Origin of the sequence: Alkalihalobacillus sp. TS-13, assembly GCF_019720915.1 — a bacterium.
Lineage (GTDB): Bacteria > Bacillota > Bacilli > Bacillales > Fictibacillaceae > Pseudalkalibacillus.
In genome coordinates this window covers 43549-65038 of record NZ_JAHKSI010000005.1, presented here as the reverse complement: position 1 = coordinate 65038, position 21490 = coordinate 43549, and the positions used below count along the sequence as shown (strand labels likewise).

The window sequence follows — 21490 nt, the reverse complement described above, 5'->3', positions numbered from 1 at the left end:
CAGCCCTACCTTTCAGATTGCAATGCTATCGATTCAATCAACAGCCTCTTGGCTTCTTCTACAATCTCCTGGTCTCCCAAACTTTCATCATCTAAAAATTTCTTCGCTTTCTTATGCTTCAAAAGAGTTTCCAGGACGGGATCGCTCTTGTCCAATTGCTCGAATACGTTAAAGATTTCCTTCATGAAATGGGATTCTCCAAGTTCATTGATGTATTCTGTGATAACGGGCTCAACGGTTATGCGATTCACCCATACAAATGGTTCTTCCGTTTCTTCCCCTTCATGCAAATGATCCATCAAATCATCCAGTGTGTCATGTTCGTTCAGTGATTTGAGAACCGGACTTTCACCCGAAAGCTCAATCGATAAAATCGTATTCACCCCTGTAGTGCGTAACTTCTCTTTTACGAGGTTGATTTGATGAATCAAATCATCCATCGTATCTGTTTTTCCTATTGAAAGACTTTCAGACTCCCATCGAACAGTTGAAGTATCAAGAAAATTCAACGAAGTATCCACTTCGTTCATTTCGACCAGATAACAACCTTTTGGACCACTCTCTTTCCGATTCAACCCTTGAATGTTGCCAGGATAGATTACATAGGGATGATGGGAAAGTACCTCTCTTTTATGGATGTGTCCTAACGCCCAATAATCGAAAGGTTGTGCCTGCAACTCCTGGAGTATGAAAGGAGCATACGTCTGGTGATCGGTATTGCCTCCGATCGATCCATGTAGTAAAGCGATATGAAATGGGGGGCCTTCCAGCTTTCTATACTTCGCTGAGATATTTTCCGTCACCGCTTGCTTTGGATAACTATAACCATAAAGATGCGCAAGGACTTTCCCTTCTTTTTCAAAAGGAAACATCTCCGGTTCTCTGCTGCTGAAGAAATGGACATTGTCTGGCCATTTAAGTTTGATATACTCGCCGTCTAAATGATCATGGTTTCCATGTATGACGAAAATGTCGATCATTTGGTCCTGGAGTCGTTGAAACTGATTTTTCAAAAACAATTGGGCCTTCAAACTCCGATTTGCTCCATCATACAGGTCTCCTGAAATGACGAGGAAATCGACCTGATTTTCAATAGCAAGCGTAACTAGTTTTTCAAAGGATCGGAACGTACTATCTTTGACGATATTGAAAACGGGCTCAGGCAGGTGCCCCAGACCCTTGAATGGTGTATCGATATGTAAATCTGCAGTATGTATGAATCTGATTTTCCGCATAGTCATCTCATCCTTCCTCCAAGCGAGATCCTTATTGCTATTTTACCACATCCATACGAGCGTTTGTTCGTTATATGATGATATAGAAAGGCTCTTTGTGTAAAGATTGTTGTTGAAGCGTAAGAAATATACTCGCTTTCCACGGGCAAACGAAAAGCGGAAGCGACCCGATTAGTCAAATAGGTCACTGGAAAACTGACGAAGAGGCTGTCGCCGCCGCAGGAAGTTTGAAGTGATCCAAGTGACTGGTCGCTGAGCTAGACATCACTTCCATAACATAAGCCCTAGATCCGCAAGCCTCCTCACTTGCACAGGATCTCAACACAAAAATGAAATCATTTTCGTGTCTGCGATGAGAATTCTTAGAAGCTTTCCTTATGCTGGCTTCGACGTTCACCACAGGACGTACTTGTACAGGATGTACTGACTTCGACGTTCACCATAGGACGTGGTGGTATTTAGTCGAAGTTCATTATTATAGTCGAAGGTCCTTTTAAAGAGAGCGGGGTCTCGCCTGGCACGCTGTTCCCATAGGAGTCTCGTATATTTCATCTGCTCACTGGTTGCCAAACAATCTTTATCAATACAAACCGTATTCAATAGCAATAAACTTTTAGAAAACAGCCTATAAAAAAGACCCTATCACCGATGAAGCGATAGAGCCTTTGGATGTTTCTATTTTTTCGTCAATTGTATTGCTTTCTTGAAATTTTTAAAACTGGTTGCATTGCCATACATGAGCACACCACCACGATAGACCTTTGCAGCTATGACTGCGAAAACACCTATTGTGACGATCAAGATGAGAATACCAAGCATAACTTCCCATGCAGGGATATTGAGCATTCCTACTCTTAAGAACATGATCATCGGTGTGAAGAATGGGATATATGACATAACGGCAACAAAGCCAGCTTCAGGGTTCCCAAGTCCTGACATGGCACCCATGAATGCGACGACAATAATAAGAATGACCGGTGTAATCACCTGGTTAGCCTCTTCCACCTTATTCACCAAGGAACCGAGCATCGCAAGGAGTGTAGCATATAACAGGAAGCCTAACAGGAAGAATATGATTGCATAGACAACTGTAGAAATCGGAAGCTGGTCGATTTGGATAAAGGACGTAAAATCCGCCGGAGACTGTGTTGATTCCTCTCCACCGGAAGGTGCATATTTAATCGATAAGAATCCGACCAGAAAGATCAGGAAAAACTGTGTCATCCCTAAAAGCGCAATCCCGAATATCTTTCCAAACATCTGTTTGACGGGTGTAACGCTTGAAATCAGGATTTCCATCACCCTTGATGATTTTTCGGTAGCCACTTCTGTCGCAATCATGCTTCCATAGAAAATAACCGCAAAATAGATAACAAATAATAGCACATAAACGATTGATCGGGCTTGATTCAGTTCTTCTTCGGTTTTTGCCCCTTCTGCCAAGGATGCTTTTTCAAATGAAACAGGCTCATACAAGCTGGTCAATTCAGCAGGATCCACACCTAACTGCTGTGTCGCAATCATCACCTTCGTCTGCTGAAGGTTATTTTCGATATTACTGATCCACCCAGCCTCAGGGACGGTTGCTGTCTTTAGTACCCCTTCTGGCAAACCTTCTTCGTTCTTTACAAGGTATAAAAGTGCATCGTAACCCCCATCCATGACACTTTCTTCTGCTTCTTGCTCACTCTGATTTATTTTTGTCAACTCGACATTATCAGACGTTGCGTCAACCTGTTGTTTCAATAACTCATAAAAGCTGCCTGACTCATCAAGAACAGCCACTTGCTTCTTGTCTTCGTCATCGCCGTTGAACGTATTGACGATTGTCTGCATGTTCGTAAGACCTAGAATAAGCAAAAGTGAAGCAACTGTTGTCAAAATAAACGCTTTCGATCGTATTCTCGTTTTATACGTATGTAACATCACGATCCAAAGTTTATTCATAAGAAGCACCTACTTTTTCGATAAAGATGTCATTCAACGATGGTTCCTCCAACTCGAATTTACGGACGAATCCTTTACTATTGATACTATCGAAGATCTTTTGTGAAATATCTTCATTTTCGACCTGGAGATGTACACCTTCTGTCACCTGCTTATATCGGACAACACCTGGAATATCCTTAAGATAACTTAGATCAAAGTCAGCATAGACAGTCACATTCTTTTTACCGAAAGATCGTTTCACTTCTTTCAATGACCCATGCACGACCGGACTTCCTTTATGAAGGATGCATAGATGTTTACACAGCTCCTCTACATGCTCCATCCGATGGCTTGAAAACACAATCGTCGTCCCTTCCTTTTTCAACTCAAGGACAGCTTCCTTCAACATCTCGACATTCACCGGATCAAGTCCACTGAACGGTTCATCGAGGATCAGAATTTTCGGCTTGTGGAGTACAGCAGCTATGAACTGGATCTTTTGTTGATTACCCTTCGATAGCTCTTCAACTTTTTTATTTTCATATTCAGGCACCTTGAAGCGTTCTAGCCACTTTTTCATTTGCTGCACGATTTCGGATTTCTTCATCCCTTTCAGACGGCCCAAATAGAGTAATTGGTCGGAAACTTTCAGACTTGGATAAAGTCCTCGTTCTTCCGGCAGATAACCGATCAAATGTGAATCCTTTTGGGACAATGTTTGATCATTCCATTTGATTTCCCCAGCTGTTGGTGTCAATAATCCGATCACCATTCTGAATGTTGTCGTTTTTCCTGCACCATTCGCCCCTAATAAGCCGAATATTTGATGTTCAGGTATATGAAATGAGACATTATCAACAGCGGTGAATCCGCCGAAATTTTTCGTTACGTTTTCAATATGTAAACTCACGGTTTCATTCCCCCTCACCTATATAACGGTTGCCCGGTAAAAAAGTTTCATCGTTTTTACGGGTTTGCCAAATAATTAACAAGAAGGAGATTCGGAAATTACCTAGAATATAAGCAGGAAAAGGAGGTTGGGACATCCACATGAAAATGTACATCATAACCGTTTTTGATAACAAGGGTGAAAAGATTTACGAAGAATCCTTTGAAGCAGCTGACAACAATGAAGCTAAAAAGATCGGGCAAGATATACTGGCAGACAATGATTATGAAAACCATACAAGCCGAGTGACCTCCCCTTCTGGAGAACTCGTCTTATTCCATCGATGACAAATACGAAGGCGGCATCTATTCAAGATGCCGTTTTTCTAATCCGATAAAAGGATTAAGGCTGGTTGACGACCACTTGAGCGTGGCGAGCTTTGTTGAATAGAATCGTTTGGCCGATAAATCGCTCATTTTAGCCGTAAGAAGCTGTTTTTTGGCCGTATAAACTACATTTTCGGCCGTATCAGAGGGAGGCAGGATATGAATTTTCGTAAAGCATTGCTTGAACATCGAGGCTCTACTGTATTTGAGACAAAGTCAGGATCTCTTTTTATTGAAGAATCAGAAGTTGCTTCTGTTGCAGTTGTTGTCTTACACGAAGGAAACCTTACCCTTGTAAGGCAATACAGACACCAAATGGATCAACAGACAATCGAGTTACCCGGGGGTGGGCTAGAACATGGAGAGCAACCTGAAAATGGAGCAAAAAGAGAATTGGATGAAGAAACAGGGATAACCGTTGATCGACTTACATATTTGGGGCCCTATCATCCTCAACCTTACTTTACCAATCGATTATCACATCTGTTTTTCACAAATTCAATCAAGAGCTCCGGCAATCAAAAGCTCAATGATGATGAGGAAATCGAGGTCATTCAGATGCCGCTCAATGATGTTTTAAAATCAATACAGGACGGAAAAATTCAAGACGGTGAACTAGGATATGCGCTTTTTCTTTGTCAATTGAACGGATACATATAGTACGAGCTGATTCGCGCGCGGAAAGCAAGTATATTTCCATTGCTCGTAAGATAGGATCGTGCCTAAGCAACAACCTTTACTAAAAAACAATGACCTATGCAGGTGTGTTTCGTTCCTACAAGGTCATTGTGAATATAAGTATGTGGTTATTCCATTGTCGCAAGCCAAGCTGCAACATTTTCAGCTTCTTCCCCTTCAATCAATCCTGCAGGCATGCCACCGCCGCCGTTTTGGATTTTCTGAAGAATTTCATCCTGACCCATGTCTTTTCCAACTGTTTCAAGAGATGGAGCGTTTCCTCTACCTTCAAGGTTTTGTCCATGACAAGAAGCGCAATTTTGGTTAAAAGATTTCTCAGCAGCTGCAACATCAACAGAATCGCCTCCGCCATCACCTTCATTCGCTCCGTTCTCATCTCCTCCACCACCACACGCAGCTAGTCCGACTACAAGCAATAATGAAAAGGCAAGAATTGATAAGAATCGCAACATTTGAACACCCCACTATTATTTTGATGTTTTCATTTTTCCCTAAATCCTTTATATAAAACATGAATTTTCCATTTAAGAAAACCAGCCTTTTCGATAGTTATTGATTAGATTCTGTTAATATTGGTAGTCAGGAAATTGCGCAGAACGAAATTTCCGATGCTTTGGGAAATGCGTGTAAGGGAGTATCATACAGCGAGGAACGTAGGAAAGTGACGCTAGCCTAAGCGTCTAGTCACTTGAATCATTTCTGCAGAACGATAACCCCCTTGTCAGTTTTCCAGTGACCTGCTTTCTCCCTCGAGATGTGAATGAATTCCACAGAGCAAATTTGAGCTGCCTTGAGAAAATTTGAGCTTAACTTGAGCAATTTCACCTCTCACTTGAGCAAAAATCTGCTCAGCTTTAGCAATTCCACCCCTCTCTCGAGCAAAAATCAGCTCAGCTTGAGCAATTTCACTCCTCTCTCGAGCAAAAATCAGTTCAGCTTGAGCAAACCACTACTTTAGACCTACAAACCGGCCTCCTAGTACATACTTTCACTAATTTTAAAAAACGGACTGGTCAATAGACCAGCCCGTTCCTTTTTGAAGTTGCTTAGCTCATGTTAATCCATACACTCTTGACTTCAGTGTAGTTATCAAGTGCATAGGAGCCCATTTCACGACCGATACCAGATTGCTTGTATCCTCCGAATGGTGATGCTGCATCAAACGCGTTATAGCAGTTCACCCACACAGTTCCTGCTTTTAAGCGGTTTGCCACATAGTGTGCATTCTTGACATTTTCAGTCCATAATCCTGCAGCCAGACCATAATTAGAGTCATTGGCACGATCGACAACCTCATCCAAATCCTCGAATGGCATAGCAGCAACGACTGGACCGAAGATTTCTTCCTTCGCAATCGTCATAGTGTCATTTACGTCAGCAAAGATTGTCGGGGAAACGAAGTAACCTTGATCATAAGGCTTCGTACCACCAGTCAACAGTTCTGCACCTTCTGACTTACCTCTATCTATATAACCTAATACTCGATTATGTTGTTCTTCGGAAACAAGAGGTCCCATTTCTGTATCAGGATCAAGACCCATACCTTGTTTGATTTTTTCAGAATGAGAGACAAGGTCTGCTACGACATTATCAAATGACTTCTTCTGAATGAAGAGACGAGACCCTGCACAGCACACTTGGCCTTGATTGAACATAATACCGGACAAAGCACCTGGAACCGCCTTCGACATGTCCGCATCTGGAAGGATGATGTTCGGTGATTTACCGCCAAGTTCAAGTGTTACCCGCTTAAGATCATTTGCTGCTGTACGCATGATATGCTTTCCGACTTCAGTAGATCCTGTAAAGGCGATTTTGTCGACCATCTCATGCTCAAGGATTGGCCCCCCTGTCGTTTCACCGTAACCAGTGACGATGTTCACGACACCTTCTGGGAATCCAGCTTCTTGCATGAGTTCAGCTAAGTATAGTGCTGAAAGCGGTGTTTGCTCAGCAGGCTTCAAGACGATCGTACATCCACTTGCCAATGCTGCCCCCATCTTCCATGCTGCCATCAATAATGGGAAGTTCCAAGGGATGATCTGTCCAACTACCCCTAACGGCTCGTGGCGTGTATAGTTGAAAAACTTACCGGAAACCGGGATCGTCTGTCCAACAATTTTAGTAGCCCATCCAGCATAATAACGGAAATGCTCAATAGCGAGCGGTACATCCGCATTTGTTGTTTCACGGATTGGTTTACCGTTATCAAGTGTGTCCAGTTGTGCTAATTCTTCTTTATTTTCTTCCATCAAATCTGCTAGCTTATAAATTAGTCGGCTTCTTGATGCAGGACTCATCTTTGACCATGGACCTTCGTCAAAAGCTTTCCGTGCAGCTCGTACAGCTCGATCGACATCTTCTTTTTCCGCTTCACTTACGACAGCGAGCACTTCTCCGTTGGAAGGATTTAATGTTTTAAATGTTTTACCAGATGCAGACGGAACCCATTCCCCATTGATAAACAATTTTTTCGTTCCATTCAGAAATTCAGCGACTTTCGGCTTCAATTGAGCGTCTAATACTTTTTCCATCATAATCCTCCTTCAAAATTTAAGATGCACCTCACTATTTCTTGGATAGTGATGAAAATCCTTTCAATTTATGATTTCTTAACAATTTTAATGTCGATATATATCGTCAAAATATGCAAATTAATATATACAAATTATTAGATGAGGTGAAAATCATTGCCATTGAAGGATGATAGACATTTGTTACAATGTCGAAATATCAGATAAATGAAGCCGAATATAAGATCCGCACTTACAAGAATATCTTTTTTGTAATATTTGTAACATTTTATTAACATGCTTGTCCAATGGTTGTTTCTGTATGTGTAGAGTCTAAAAAGAGGCTGAATCTCTTCTCAGCCTCTTCATCACTTTATCAATTTTCAATCGGTTGTTCGATTTGCATCTTCATTTGTTTACGGAAGACTTCTCGGACCAAATAGCCAACACCGTGCTGTTCATTCGTACGTGTCACCCAATCTGCTGCATTTTTCACGTCCTCGGATGATTGACCCATCGCAACGCCAAGTCCAGCCATCTGGATCATTTCTATATCATTCGTAAAGTCACCGACCGCGACCATTTCATCCATCGAAACCCCAAGATGCTTACCAAGGATCTGTAAACCTACAGCCTTATTGATCGACTTAGGAATTACTTCAAAATCACATCTTGTAGAAGCAGTGATCTGGACGCCCTCAATTTCTTCTATCAATTCTTGATACGCCGCTTCCCTTTCTTCATCATTGAAAAATTGAACATCAATCTTTGGCACTGACATCGGTTTTTCCTCTAAATGATCACTCAATTTCTCAGTGAAGGTTACCGGATAGAATAACGGGTCCCCGATCCCCATCGTCATTTTAGCAACGATATGGGATTTCTGTTGTACTTGGTTCCCTAAAGAATAACGTTCATGAAGCAGTCGGATATGTGCATCATACTTTTCTAAAATCCGTACGATTTTCCGTACATCATAGGCTGAAATCCGTTCTTCATGGAGCGGTTCATCAATTGACGAAGCAATCAAAGCACCATTATGGGTAATGAGGATGCTATCAATCTTCAATGCCTTGGCGATCTTTTGAGCGGACGGAAAGTTCCGTCCTGTTGCCAGGGTGACATACACCCCCTTGTTCTTCACATAATCAATCGCTTCTTTCGTCGAACGATCAATTCTGAAATTACTCCTGAGCAGGGTACCGTCGATGTCTAAAGCAAGCAGTCGATAAACCAGGATAATCCCCTCCAATCTATACTTCTCCTCTTCTCATCTCTATGACAAAATGAAAATGAATAGAACCGATGATAAAGACAGGATTTGAAGGTTCCGTACCGAAATAGTGGGATGGCGAAAAATTTAGGGGGAACACGTCATGGAACAGAAACAGATACAAATTACTGAACAACCAAGGACTAGACAGAGTCTGAAGGAGGATCTCCATACACTAGGTGTAAACGAAGGTATGACTTTGATGGTTCATACTTCATTAAAATCTTTAGGGTGGGTTTGCGGTGGATCACAAGCCGTCATTCAAGCTTTGATGGACACGGTTACTCCGGAAGGGACCTTGATTATGCAAGCCCATTCGGCAGATCTCTCGGATCCAGTACATTGGGTCAACCCACCTGTCCCAAAGGATTGGTGGGAAACCATCAGGGAGACAATGCCTGCATTCGATCCAAGAATGACGAAAACAAGAGGTGTAGGATCCATTCCTGAACAATTCAGGACGTATCCAGATGTCTATCGCAGCTACCATCCGAATATGTCTGCTGCAGCATGGGGAAAACGGGCTGAAGAAATCACCAACAACCATACGCTTGATAATGGATTAGGAGAGCAGTCGCCCATTGCAAAAGCTTATGAGCTTGATGCATATGTGTTGTTTTTAGGAACTGACTTCGATACACATACATCTTTTCACCTTGCTGAGCATCGATCCGGTGTTAGAAAGACCGTGTCAAGAGGTGCGCCGATCATCGAAAATGGAAAACGTCTATGGAAGAATTATCTGGAGATCGATTACGATGATGATCCATTTGCCGAAATCGGTAAAGCCTTCGAGAAGGAAAATGAAAACATTCTGAAGGGCAAGGTCGGTTCTGCAGCCTGCAAATTATTTAAACAGAGAGAATCCGTTGATTTTGCGGTGAAATGGTTTGAAGAGCAGGGAACGGATCAGGGTTAAGGTCTAGTAATATCGTACCAAATTACGAAATTAACAGTGGGTTTTACAAATTTAAAGAGGGGAATTACTAAAAACTGTTCTATCAAAAAAACGGCTGACACCTTCGTCAGCCGCTTCATATTATTCATTACACTTAAAGAAAGTAATAACTTTCTTTAGTATAAGTTCAACTAAGGCTCAGCCTTCGCCATAAGCTCGACTTCACCTAGTTTCCTTTATTGTTCAGGTTGCTCTGGAGTTCCGTACAATTCTTCCAAAGGCTTTGTAACGATTTTATTGATGTCCTGGATAAGCATGCTTACGCGTTGCTCTGCGCTCATCAATTTAGAAATCACTTCGTTTTGCTGTACAAGCTCGAAAGTTTGTTGAGCTTTCTGTGCCTCTTCTTCAGTGATCTGCTGTCCTTGCATTTGCTTTTGTTGAAGCTCTACTTGCAAGTTACGAAAGTTTTCGAACATGTTCTTGACGCTTTCGTCTGCATTCACTTGATCATATAAGCTTTGAAGCTCCTTGAAGTCATCACTTTCACGTAATGCATTTTCTAAATTGTATGCCGCATCATGGACATTTTTACTCATAGTTAGCCTCCTAATAATTAATAAATGCCGTTACTATTAAGCACCGTTACAACTATAACAGGCTTCATGTCATAAAGTAAACCAAAAGACCCTGTATAAAGCCGATAATCCCCCCTAGCAGTGCACCAAGGTAGGTGATCATCTTCAATTCCCTTCTAGAAATCGATAGCACCATCTCTTCCAAACGTTGAACAGAAAACGTTTGAACCTGCTGACGGACCAATTCTGACAACTGCAGCTTCTCCATGATTTTTTCCATATTGTCACCTACCCATCCTAATGAACGATCGACAAGCTCGGGGATGACTTTATCTTCAATCGTAGGACGATATGGGTGGATCAATTCATGCAGGGGTTTTGAAAAAATCGTTTCCATATCAATCTGCCCGATAACCCAATCCACAGCCTTATCCTGAGAATCCCTCAGTTTCAAAAGCTCAATGAAATCAGATACAGGACGGTCCTTGAAAGCATTCCATTCTTTCGCTATCACACGCTCCATCATGTATGCAACTGTTTCTTTCCTGAGAATTTTGATCAACTCTGTTTGTACTTTATCAATCAAGCTTTCATTCCCAAGGAACATATTGATCATATTCCCCAGCATACCTCTTCCGGCTAGAAATTCATCAATCAATTGTTTCAGCTGACGTTTCCCTTCAACACTTGTGACAAAATCAATCAGCTTTTTTTGGATGAACCTTGTCGTTTCTGGTATGTAAGTTTCCATCCGTCGATTCATCGATTCCGTAAGGAGCGATTTGACCGGTTTTTCTTCCAGACGATCGATCGTATCTTCAATTCGGTCATGCAGAAACGTTTTCAGTTTACCGTCGAACCGTTCATTAAACTGTGTTTGGTTCAGCAGTTCTGCGGAAAGCTCGTTGATCGATTTGTCGGTTTCCAGCTGCTTGCCGACTTCAGTTTGAGCCCAATGTACAAGTTCTTTTTTAAAATGAGATTGTGCTAACTTTTGTTGCAGTCCTTCTTTAGTAATCAAGTGGTTAACGACCATTTGACCTAGTTGGACCGCAAGCTCTTCTCGTCGTTTCGGTATCAGCCCGGGAGTGAACGGGAGTTTGAAACGCCCGATATAGATCGCTTGATAGGGCCGGAAAAGCATTTTGATCGCGAGTGAATTGGTAAAGCCCCCAATTGCTGCTCCAATGGCGACCATCATCAATATTATCCATATGAATTCCATCAAAAACCAACCTTCCGTACTTATGTCACCGTTTATCATTTCTTACCATAGTATACGATATCCACACCCGCCTATAAAGAAAACTTGGTGAAACCGAACAATAGTGAAAGGTTGAACCTTAGTTGCACTTATGCCATGAGGTATAAAGAAAACTTGGTGAAACCGAACAATAGTGAAGGTTGAACCTTAGTTGCAGATTGTCTCTGCGATAACTAATAAATAAATGAGGGAGTATCATGACCAGGAAAATCAAGATTTATTTTACGTACACCGATACAACTTCCTCAAACCCGTATAAACTTTGGCTCAGCAATCATCTTCTCACTTATTTGGGCATCCAATTAAACGAAAAACTGTGGCTCCGCTTCGGCAGTGAGCGAATATTGGTGACATGTAATACAAAATTGGATGAATCCTATTTTACATTATCCGTGCCGAAGGAAATCCAGAAAAATCATCATCTTCCCGTTCCTGATCGATACCATACACTGACCTACATTCCACTTTTAAAAGAATTACGAATCGGACCGATTATAGCAGTTCTAGCTGATAAGACTGGAGAAATAAACTGCCCTTTCGGAAAAATCACTGCGTTTTCAAAAGAAATCGCTTCTCTATGTAATGATCACCTCGCTACGTTCTACCTGTTTTCATTACAAGATGTCCACTCCAACTGGATACATGGCTATACGATAAAGGAGGATAAACTCACTCAAACCATCTTTCCATATCCAGATATCATCTATAATCGAATATCCAGCCGTACATCTGAGCGTTCGGAGGCATGCGTTCGATTTTTCGAACATTGTCAGGATTTTGGAATTCCATATTTTAATGACCATTTCATCTCTAAGTGGGATGTTTTTCACATATTAGTAGAACGTGACGCTTTAGCTGCTTACCTACCTGAAACACATAAAAAAATCGATGAGGAAACATTGATGAAATTAATGACAAAACACGTTTCATTGTTTTTAAAACCAGACCATGGCTCAGAAGGGAGAGGTATCATACGAATCACAAAAGAAACTGAAGGAAAATTCAAACTGGAATCATCAAAAGAAATTGATCCTCCACTCCCCTCTTTATCCACTAAGGGTGTATTGAATTTCATCAATCAATTCGTACCAATGGAGAATTATATCATTCAGCAAGGGATTCCTCTGATGACCCATTCAAACGGGAACGTTGATTTTCGAATCCTGTGTAACAGGAACGAAAAAGGAGATTGGCGCATTACCTCAAGTATCGCAAGAGTGAGTGATGCGAATCCGATCGTGACGAATATGTCGTATGGTGCCAAATCTTATCCTTTAACTGAACTGTTGTCCGGATCATTTGAAACAGCAAAAGCCAAGGCGATCAAAGGTCTACTTTATGAACTATCCTTTGAAGTAGCGGAAAGTCTTCATCTGTTTGCGGATGGTATATTCGGTGAATTTGGCATCGATTTCGGTATCGATAAGAACGGACACCCGTGGATCCTGGAAGTGAACTCGAAACCATCCAAGCACTATACGACTGCTCTAAAACGAGGAGAGATACGCCCCTCAGCCCTAGGTGTTTTCCTGTTTGCTCACTATCTATATACACATGGCTTGAGTAACGAGTTTCGAAAGGAGTATGATCATGCTTAACCCTCAATCGATTCCTATTGTCGAGGCAAAGGAAGATGTCATCTACACACCGTTCAGCCTCTTTCAACAATGGGTGATGAACCGGTCCTTCCCTTCAAAAGTCATGTATGGACAACGAGAAGTACCCGTTTCCATGCAGCCCCATCCAGATCGTAAGGAACAATATATGTTATCAGCAGCACTCTGTAAGAAATTGAATCTCTTAAAAGACCAGCAACACCATATTTATGAATGGGATGGTACCCTGCACATTGGTCCAGTAGTCGGAATATTTACGGCCGGATTTACAGGTGGCACGTATAAGCCGATTGGAGAACGTTCCTCCATGTTTGCAAAACTTCTTTCTGAAGCTATACAACTGGGTGTGACTGCGTACGTATTCGGCACACATCATATCGACTGGAACGAAAAAAAGATCAATGGTTATATTTTTGACAAATCAGGGTGGAGCCAGTATCCGCTCCCATTTCCAAATCTCGTTTATGATCGTCTTCCAAATCGGCGTATTGAAAGGTTACCTGCCACCACTGAAACGAAAATGAAGCTCGAACAGGAAACGAACATGCTCTGGTTCAATCCTGGATTCTTTAATAAGTGGTCGGTCCATGAACTCCTGTACGATAACAGACAGGTCCGCAACTATTTGCCAGAAACCTTGAACTCCCCTGAAGCTTCACAAATCGAAGAAATGCTTCACCGTTACAAAAATATCTATGTAAAACCTACGAACGGAAGCCTTGGAATCGGTATTCAACAAATCATCAAAAGAAGAAAAGATCCCTTCTGCTATTGTAAATTCCGGACCGATGGTCAAAATCGCTTGCGGCGTTACACCTCTTTAAAAAGGTTACTACGACAACAATTCCCAAAAGGTCTTGAAGGCTACATGGCCCAACGCGGCATCCATCTGCTCAATTGTAACGGAAAACCCATCGATTTCAGAGTCCATACGAACCGGAACAGGGATGGGGCTTGGGAAGTCAGCGCAATTGCTGCAAAGCTCGCCGGGACAGGAAGTGTAACCACACACGTAACAAGCGGAGGAAAAATCCTTACTCTGCAAGATATTGTGAACGAGATGGGGAAATCTAAATCCATCACACAAGATATTAAAATGGCAGCATTGAAACTTAGTGATTCACTATCTGAAAAAATGGAAGGGGTCATCGGAGAGATCGGTTTTGACCTGGGAGTAGACCATGAAGGTGCAATCTGGTTATTTGAAGCGAACGCCAAACCAGGACGCGGGATTTTCAGCCACCCAAATTTAAGTGCGTCCGATAAAAGAACTTCCAGACTTCCTTTCGAATTCTCGATTTATTTATATGAACAACTGATTAAAAGACAGGTTCCGGTGAAAAGATGATTTCGATCAGCTGGGACGTGGACACTGAAAAGTGGTATCACCATGAAAAGGATGAAACACTTGTATGGGGAGCGGCAGATGAGCCCCTCCCCTTTTCCCTTTCTAGGAACAGCGGTCACAATCTTACGCTGAAAAAGAACGAGCGTAACAAGGCTGGACCTATAATTGGGATTCTTACATCCTCAAAAGCCAGCCTCCCGTTTATCGGAAATATCGATACGTTCATCCGTTTGATCAGTTATGTCCATGAAAACGGCGGGCTTGCAGTGGTTTTTTCATCTAAGGACATCTCGCCAACCTCTGTTTACGGTTATACCTATGACCCGATTTCGCTAATGTGGAAACGCGCAAGGATCCCTCCTCCTGATTTCGTCTATAACAGGATTCCTTATAAAAAGGATGAGGACAACAACGAATTCCATCGTTTGTTATCTTGGCTGGACGATTTTTCCATCCCATACTTTAACCTGTGCTTCTTTCCAAAGTGGGAAACTTACTTAATCCTGAATGATAACACGCATTTGCAACCGTTTTTACCTGAGACAAAATTGATACGCTCAAAAAAGCAGCTGAATGACTTTTTGAATGAGCATGGCCAGATTCTTATCAAACCAAGCGTAAGTTCCAAAGGAAAAGGAATCTTTTCACTAGAACAAAAAGGGAGAGGAAGTATTCTTTATCACTCGAATAATAGAAGAATGCGGACAGATCTCGATCAAATATGGCAAAACCTGCAGCATGAAAAGAACTTCATCATGCAGCCATTCATTCAGCGTAAAATGTATCAAGACAGACCGTTCGACTATCGCATCCTTGTCCAAAAACTCGAAAATAAGTGGCACGTCACTGGGTATGGTTTACGTTGTGCAGGCGTTAACCGTTTGACGACCCATGTCCCCTCTGGCGGAGCACTTTTACCTTCAGATTTCGCCCCTCTTCATTTAGACACTATTCGGAACATCGCGTCTGAAACAGGTTTTACTCTTGACCGCTCCTTTAGCCCTGTCGGTGAGTTTTCAATCGATCTAGGTGTAGATACGGGGCAACGGTATTGGATATTTGAAATCAATTCAAAACCGATGATTTTTGATGAAATTGAAATACAAAAGAAAGCCCTGAGAAACTGGTATCAGCAAATATTAGAAATGTCAGGATTTCCCCGTTTGGACATAAAAGACCCTCCCCTCACTCATACTAGTGAAAAAGGAGGATGCACGATGACCAATAAAGATGAAAAAGGATCCGAGCATGAAGGACGAGATCGTTATTACATGGATATCGATCGTATGATCAACGAAGGAATGGCTGGAGGTACGGTTTTCAGACCAGACGCTCAGGCACAAATCGACGAGAGCCGACCACTTTATGAGGAAGAGCCGCCTGTTGAATATAAAGACGAAAACAACGATAAGTAAAGAATACTTGGCAAAGCAAAGCCAAGGCGCCAGTTTTGCCATAGTTGCTCTTATATTAATGAAATAAAGGCTCTGTTTTTAGCGAAAAGTGACCCAAAGAAATTATTCTTTTGAGGTTCTTTTTCCAACATTCATGTCACAGTTTCCCACTGTTATGAATGTTCTTGTTATAATAAAGGTACGACTATGCTGAAGGGGTTTTCGTTCATGTCTGAAATCAAGAAATTGCAGAAAATATTCGGCAGAAATGCATTTGTTCACGCAACTGATACTAATGAAACAAAAAATTACACATGGTACCGCACCCCAGATGGTGAAGAAATCGGTGTGGATCTGGATGTGCTTTCTAGTGATTCTGAAAATTTACTTGGAGTTTTTCTCACCCCCTTATCCAACCGACCTGTACAGGAAGATGAAAGCCAGCATGCCTGGTATGAGCTTCTATATAACAACCGGACCCCCGAATCCGCCCTAACATTTGAACTGGGGCGTTTTTTGCATTTCAGCATCCATAGCCAGGATGTTGAGCATGACTTATTCATAGAATCGTTCCAAAACATGTTGTCTGAAGATGTCGTTCCTGTCTGGAAGGATCGTTATACAGGGGTTTTTGTTGAACCGCAAACAGATCACCTTGCTTCGATGGAGCAATTACTTGAATTACTCCATACCATTGAAAGTGATTTCTATATGAAAACATCACTTTTCATTGGTTCAACCTTCTCTTCCATTACTGAAGCGAAACATCAATTTGATAAGGAATCTTCTTTTTATAAAATCACAACGGAACATTTCCAAAATAAACAACGGATACATACACTTTCTACCGTTCTTACTAAGGTTCTCCTCCATCACTCAAAAAAAGAAGATACCCATTATATCTATGAGAAAATCCTCAGTCATGTGGAACCTGATTTATTAAAAACGGTCAAAACATTACTCGACTGCAATTTGAACCATACACATGCCGCAAAAAAACTTTTCATTCATCGCAACAGTCTCCAATATCGGATTGAAAAGTTCACCGACCTTACCGGACTGGATCCAAAGGAATTCGATGATGCCGTGACCATTCATTTGCTTCTCACCATAGAAGAGTGAGAAGCATTTGTACAAATCGCCTAAACCTCGACAGAATTTTTGTGCATCTCTCCAATTTACGTTTGAAATGCTTAGGTCTACACTATATATAACTAAAGTAAAGAAAACGTTTGCAAACGAGAGGAGATTCACAAAATGGCAGAAATCAAAATGAACAATATCGTAAAAGAATACGATAACAAAGTAACCGCTGTACAAGACTTCAACCTTGATATCAAAGATAAGGAATTTATCGTCTTCGTAGGTCCATCCGGTTGCGGTAAGTCAACAACATTACGTATGATCGCTGGGCTTGAAGAAATTTCAGACGGCGACCTTTATATTGGTGAAAAACGCGTAAATGATGTAGCTCCTAAAGACCGTGATATTGCAATGGTGTTCCAGAACTACGCTCTCTACCCCCATATGAATGTCTATGATAACATGGCTTTCGGACTCAAGCTTCGTAAGTTTGATAAAAGAGAAATGGAGAAACGTGTTAAAGATGCTGCCCGTATTTTGGGGCTTGAAGAATACCTGGACCGTAAACCGAAAGCATTATCCGGAGGTCAGCGACAGCGTGTTGCATTAGGACGTGCCATCGTCCGTGACCCACAAGTGTTCTTAATGGACGAGCCGCTTTCGAACCTGGATGCAAAGCTCCGTGTACAAATGCGAGCAGAAATCACAAAGCTCCACCAGCGTTTGCAAACGACAACGATATATGTAACACATGATCAAACTGAAGCAATGACAATGGCTACTCGGATTGTGGTTATGAAAGACGGCATTATCCAACAGGTAGGTTCACCAAAAGAAGTGTATGATACACCTGAAAATGTTTTTGTCGGTGGTTTCATCGGGTCACCAGCAATGAACTTCCTCCATGGGAAGCTGCAAGACGACGATACGTTTGTAATGGACAACATCAAAATTAAAGTACCAGAAGGAAAGATGAAACTTCTTCGTGAAAATGGACATGCAGGTAAAGAAGTCATTCTTGGAATCCGTCCAGAGGACATCCACGATGAACCTGTGTTCACTGAAGCGTCAGAAGGCTCGAAAATTACAGCAGCAATCGATGTTGCCGAACTGATGGGTGCTGAGACCTATCTCTACTCAACGGTTGCAGGTCAAAACTTCACTGCTCGTGTGGATTCACGAACAGATATCCAAAACGGACAGAAGCTTGATCTCGCTCTCGACATGAACAAATGTCATTTCTTTGATCCACAAACTGAAAACCGTATTCGTTAAAGAGTTACAAAACAAATTCACAGGACTGTCCCAAAAGTGTCAGAGTCTCTTAACAACATACAAAATGTTGTGTTGGAGGTATCTGACACTTTTCTTTTAGGACAGTCCCTTTTCACTTTCATAAAGCGTGTTTTCTAAAAGTTTGTTGCTTATGGATACTTCTACTTTATGGTCTATGCAAACCTGTAAACGTGAAAATATACGAGACTCCTGTGGGAAAAGCGAGCCAGGCGAGACCCCACTCTCTTTAAAAGGATCTTCGACTATAATAATGATCTTCGACTAAATACCACCACGTCCTATGGTGAACGTCGAAGTCAGTACATCCTGTACAAGTACGTCCTGTGGTGAACGTTGAAGCCAGCATAAGGAAGGCTTCTAAGAATTCTCATCGCAGACACGAAAATGATTCCATTTTTGTGTTGACATCCTTATGAGTTAGCCCACGCAGAACCAAGTCTTCGTTTGGTTCGAGCCTCCTCGTCAGTCCTCCAGTGACCTGCGTGACTATACGGGTCGCTTCCACTTTTCTTGTGCCCGCGGAAAGCGAGTATATTTCCACGTCCATTACAATGGAGTTGTGAAGAACAACCATCTTTACCAAAAGAGCTTTCATAAAACTCTTTCCCAACATGCTTTTATGAGAAGATGTGCATAATACAATATAATTGACTTGATGAATAATTCTTATTAAAATAAAATTTGTACTTATCCTATGAAATTAATCAGATTTAAATAACATAAAAGGGAGAAAAAAACATGAAAAAGAAATACTTTTTATTTACACTGATTTCTGTACTTATGCTTAGTATTATTTCAGCTTGTGGAATGAAAGATAATAAGGAAGGTGCCGGTGGAGATGAAAGGGAAACGCTGAAGATAGGAACAGAAGCTACTTATCCTCCATTCAGTTACCGCGACTCAGAATCCAATGAAATAACTGGCTACGATGTAGATATTGCACGTGAAGTCGCAAAACGTATCGGTATGAAAGCTGAATTCATTCCAACAGAATGGAAAGGTATGTTCGGTTCTCTAGATTCCAAACGTTTCGATATGGTAGCGAACCAGGTTACCATAACAGATGAACGAAAAGAAAAGTATGCATTCTCTGAACCTTATACAAAATCAGGAGGGCAAGTCATCGTTCATCAAGATAACAATGAAATCAAAAGCATCGAGGACTTAAAAGGAAAAACGGTTGGAACCACTCAGGGCAGCAACTATGCTGAGGCTGCAAAAGAAGCAGGGGCGAAGATCAAATACTATAAAGGGATTGCTCAGGTCCTTGCAGATTTGAATGTCAATCGAATCGACGCTGCATTGAATGACAGACTTTTCATCCAGCAGGAATTGAAAGACAGTAATTATAAAGTGAAACCTGTCGGTGATCCATTCAACGAAAATCAGATGGCATTTACCTTCCGTAAAGATCAAGACGAACTAATTGAGAAAGTGAATAAAGCTTTGACCGAGATGAAAGAAGATGGCACAATCGCTGAAATATCGGAGAAGTATTTTGGAGAAGACGTAAGTGAATAAAGAAACCTTAGACCTGATGATCAACTCCCTCCCGTTCTTACTGGAGGGAGTTCAAATTACCGTAATGTTAAGTGTCATTGCGATTTTCGCTTCTTTAATCTTAGGTCTTATCATCGTTTTGATGAGGATATCCAATTTTAAAATCCTTTCAGGGGTTGCACGATTTTATGTATCCTTCTTTCGTGGTACACCTTTGCTCACACAGCTGCTTGTTATCTATTTTGGATTGACATGGCTTTACACCTTTAGTGGTTGGCAAGCTGCAATTCTTGGATTGACGTTGCATTTTAGTGCTTATATTTCCGAATCTTATCGTGCATCGATTTTATCGATTTCGAAAGGACAATGGGAAGCAGGTTATTCACTAGGAATGAACACCGCTCAGGTTTTGAGAAGTATCATCCTTCCACAGGCTTGGAGACGATCAATCCCTCCTGTTTGGAATTCCCTGATCGATATCGTCAAAGCATCTTCCCTTGCTTCAGTATTGGCAGTCGAGGAACTTACAGCAAGGGCGGAACAGATTGCTGCTTCCAATCTGGTTGTTTTCTGGATCTTTCTTGAAATCTTATTTATGTATTGGGCTTTGACGACAATACTAAGCATCATACAGACTTACCTTGAGCGTAAACTCAAAACGTAAGCTGAAGCTTAAAGAGCAATAGCCGTTTGTGCTGTTGCTCTTTTTAGTTGCACTCAGCTCTCCATTCATGGATCAACAAGACGTTATCTGCAGCACATTGTGTACAGTGGAAAACATGGGGACATTGTTTTTCTTGTTCATCCTCTGGATAGCCATCTTCCATTTTCAACGAATCGATATCAAAATATGGACTGTAGTCATCGTAATAGTCCATTACTCTTCCATTATCCTGCATCAACCCTAAACATGAAGGACAACGGTATTGTGTATTACTCAGTTGGTTACATACAGGGCACATAGACATGAAACCTACTCCTTTTAAATGAATTTATAATGTCGAAATTCGCGACACTCCTGCGGGAAAAGCGAGCCAGGTAAGAGGAGGCTTTCGGATTTAGGGCTAATGCATGAAGTGATGTCTAGCTCAGCGATCAGTCACTTGGATCACTTCAAACTTCCAGCGGCGGCGACAGCCTCCTCGTCAGTTTTCCAGTGACCTTCGCAACTAAGCGGGGCGCTTCCGCTTTTCTTACGCCCGCGGAAAGGGAATGAATATCGCCAAGATCAAAATTACTAATAACAGAACGTATTATAAGATGTGGAAAGAAGGGATGGATTTCTCCACCCCTTCGGAAGCCATAGTTTTAATGTTATCTTCCACCCATTTGTGATTGAGCTTGTTGAACAAGACGCTTAGTGATTTCTCCACCTACAGATCCGTTAGCACGAGAAGTTGTGTCTGGTCCAAGTTGTACACCAAATTCAGAAGCGATTTCAGTCTTCATTTGGTCTAAAGCTGCTTGAGCACCTGGTACTACCAATTGGTTACGGTTGTTGTTTTGAGCCATGTATCTCACCTCCTCCTTGGTACACATAGTTTGCGTTATTGAGAATGCCTTATTCATATATTTCGATTGGAAATTAT

20 protein-coding genes are annotated in these 21490 nt (G+C 41.6%); 10 read left to right on the top strand and 10 right to left on the bottom strand.

Translation table 11 applies throughout. The features are described 5' to 3' along the window. Positions 1 to 5 precede the first annotated feature (5 nt). The 3 genes from KOL94_RS22090 to KOL94_RS22080 all read right to left on the bottom strand — a co-directional run bounded on the left by KOL94_RS22090 (position 6) and on the right by KOL94_RS22080 (position 4074). Positions 6 to 1241: a metallophosphoesterase family protein gene (locus KOL94_RS22090; RefSeq protein ID WP_221568834.1), complete on the bottom strand. Its 1236-nt coding sequence runs from the start codon at positions 1239 to 1241 to the stop codon at positions 6 to 8. Between the two features lie 669 nt (positions 1242 to 1910). Continuing rightward, positions 1911 to 3182: an ABC transporter permease gene (locus tag KOL94_RS22085; RefSeq protein ID WP_221568833.1), complete on the bottom strand. Its 1272-nt coding sequence runs from the start codon at positions 3180 to 3182 to the stop codon at positions 1911 to 1913. Beyond that, complete coding sequence (locus KOL94_RS22080; RefSeq protein WP_221568832.1) at positions 3175 to 4074, bottom strand: ABC transporter ATP-binding protein; 900 nt, start codon at positions 4072 to 4074, stop codon at positions 3175 to 3177. Before KOL94_RS22080 ends, KOL94_RS22085 begins: the two co-directional genes overlap by 8 nt. Positions 4075 to 4214: 140 nt before the next feature. Here KOL94_RS22080 and KOL94_RS22075 point away from each other — a divergent pair, with 140 nt between their 5' ends. Together KOL94_RS22075 and KOL94_RS22070 are read left to right on the top strand one after the other, a co-directional pair. Next, on the top strand, positions 4215 to 4400 hold the full coding sequence (locus KOL94_RS22075) for a YhzD family protein (protein WP_221568831.1): 186 nt from the start codon (positions 4215 to 4217) through the stop codon (positions 4398 to 4400). 198 nt (positions 4401 to 4598) lie between these two features. After that, positions 4599 to 5099: an NUDIX hydrolase gene (locus KOL94_RS22070; RefSeq protein WP_221568830.1), complete on the top strand. Its 501-nt coding sequence runs from the start codon at positions 4599 to 4601 to the stop codon at positions 5097 to 5099. Positions 5100 to 5245: 146 nt separating this feature from the next. Here the strand turns inward: KOL94_RS22070 and KOL94_RS22065 are convergent, their stop codons facing one another. The 3 genes from KOL94_RS22065 to KOL94_RS22055 form a co-directional block, all read right to left on the bottom strand. Further along, positions 5246 to 5590 carry a c-type cytochrome gene (locus KOL94_RS22065; protein ID WP_221568829.1) on the bottom strand — a complete coding sequence of 115 codons (345 nt, stop codon included), beginning with the start codon at positions 5588 to 5590 and terminating at the stop codon, positions 5246 to 5248. Positions 5591 to 6184: 594 nt separating this feature from the next. After that, positions 6185 to 7672: an aldehyde dehydrogenase family protein gene (locus tag KOL94_RS22060; protein WP_221568828.1), complete on the bottom strand. Its 1488-nt coding sequence runs from the start codon at positions 7670 to 7672 to the stop codon at positions 6185 to 6187. A 355-nt stretch (positions 7673 to 8027) separates the two neighbouring features. Continuing rightward, positions 8028 to 8903, bottom strand: a complete 876-nt coding sequence (locus tag KOL94_RS22055; RefSeq protein WP_260412603.1) for a Cof-type HAD-IIB family hydrolase — start codon at positions 8901 to 8903, stop codon at positions 8028 to 8030. Positions 8904 to 9027: 124 nt separating this feature from the next. Here KOL94_RS22055 and KOL94_RS22050 point away from each other — a divergent pair, with 124 nt between their 5' ends. Beyond that, positions 9028 to 9843 (top strand): AAC(3) family N-acetyltransferase, encoded by an 816-nt coding sequence (locus KOL94_RS22050; protein ID WP_221568827.1) that lies wholly within the window; start codon positions 9028 to 9030, stop codon positions 9841 to 9843. A 215-nt stretch (positions 9844 to 10058) separates the two neighbouring features. Here the strand turns inward: KOL94_RS22050 and KOL94_RS22045 are convergent, their stop codons facing one another. Continuing rightward, complete coding sequence (locus KOL94_RS22045; protein WP_221568826.1) at positions 10059 to 10421, bottom strand: YlbF/YmcA family competence regulator; 363 nt, start codon at positions 10419 to 10421, stop codon at positions 10059 to 10061. 64 nt (positions 10422 to 10485) lie between these two features. Beyond that, the gene (locus tag KOL94_RS22040; protein WP_221568825.1) at positions 10486 to 11625 is read right to left on the bottom strand and encodes a DUF445 domain-containing protein; all 1140 of its coding nucleotides are present in this window, start codon (positions 11623 to 11625) and stop codon (positions 10486 to 10488) included. 236 nt (positions 11626 to 11861) lie between these two features. On the opposite strand from KOL94_RS22040, the gene KOL94_RS22035 reads away from it, so the two are divergent. The 7 genes from KOL94_RS22035 (at position 11862) to KOL94_RS22005 (ending at position 20565) form a co-directional block, all read left to right on the top strand. Beyond that, entirely contained in the window at positions 11862 to 13262 is a 1401-nt protein-coding gene (locus tag KOL94_RS22035) for a YheC/YheD family endospore coat-associated protein (RefSeq protein WP_221568824.1), read from the top strand. After that, on the top strand, positions 13255 to 14628 hold the full coding sequence (locus tag KOL94_RS22030) for a YheC/YheD family endospore coat-associated protein (RefSeq protein ID WP_221568823.1): 1374 nt from the start codon (positions 13255 to 13257) through the stop codon (positions 14626 to 14628). The genes KOL94_RS22035 and KOL94_RS22030 overlap by 8 nt, the downstream gene beginning before the upstream one ends. After that, positions 14625 to 16043, top strand: a complete 1419-nt coding sequence (locus tag KOL94_RS22025) for a YheC/YheD family endospore coat-associated protein (RefSeq protein WP_221568822.1) — start codon at positions 14625 to 14627, stop codon at positions 16041 to 16043. The genes KOL94_RS22030 and KOL94_RS22025 overlap by 4 nt, the downstream gene beginning before the upstream one ends. Before the next feature lie 207 nt (positions 16044 to 16250). After that, positions 16251 to 17144 (top strand): PucR family transcriptional regulator, encoded by an 894-nt coding sequence (locus tag KOL94_RS22020; RefSeq protein ID WP_221568821.1) that lies wholly within the window; start codon positions 16251 to 16253, stop codon positions 17142 to 17144. A 135-nt stretch (positions 17145 to 17279) separates the two neighbouring features. Continuing rightward, positions 17280 to 18380, top strand: a complete 1101-nt coding sequence (locus KOL94_RS22015) for an ABC transporter ATP-binding protein (protein ID WP_221568820.1) — start codon at positions 17280 to 17282, stop codon at positions 18378 to 18380. 759 nt (positions 18381 to 19139) lie between these two features. Then, a complete protein-coding gene (locus KOL94_RS22010) occupies positions 19140 to 19922 on the top strand; it encodes a transporter substrate-binding domain-containing protein (RefSeq protein WP_221568819.1) in 783 nt (260 codons plus the stop codon). Further along, the gene (locus tag KOL94_RS22005; RefSeq protein ID WP_311775215.1) at positions 19915 to 20565 is read left to right on the top strand and encodes an amino acid ABC transporter permease; all 651 of its coding nucleotides are present in this window, start codon (positions 19915 to 19917) and stop codon (positions 20563 to 20565) included. The genes KOL94_RS22010 and KOL94_RS22005 overlap by 8 nt, the downstream gene beginning before the upstream one ends. Before the next feature lie 43 nt (positions 20566 to 20608). Here KOL94_RS22005 and KOL94_RS22000 read toward each other — a convergent pair whose 3' ends face one another. Both KOL94_RS22000 and KOL94_RS21995 read right to left on the bottom strand, forming a co-directional pair. Then, the gene (locus KOL94_RS22000) at positions 20609 to 20869 is read right to left on the bottom strand and encodes a hypothetical protein (protein WP_221568818.1); all 261 of its coding nucleotides are present in this window, start codon (positions 20867 to 20869) and stop codon (positions 20609 to 20611) included. Positions 20870 to 21215: 346 nt separating this feature from the next. After that, on the bottom strand, positions 21216 to 21413 hold the full coding sequence (locus KOL94_RS21995; protein WP_221568817.1) for an alpha/beta-type small acid-soluble spore protein: 198 nt from the start codon (positions 21411 to 21413) through the stop codon (positions 21216 to 21218). Positions 21414 to 21490: the final 77 nt, after the last annotated feature.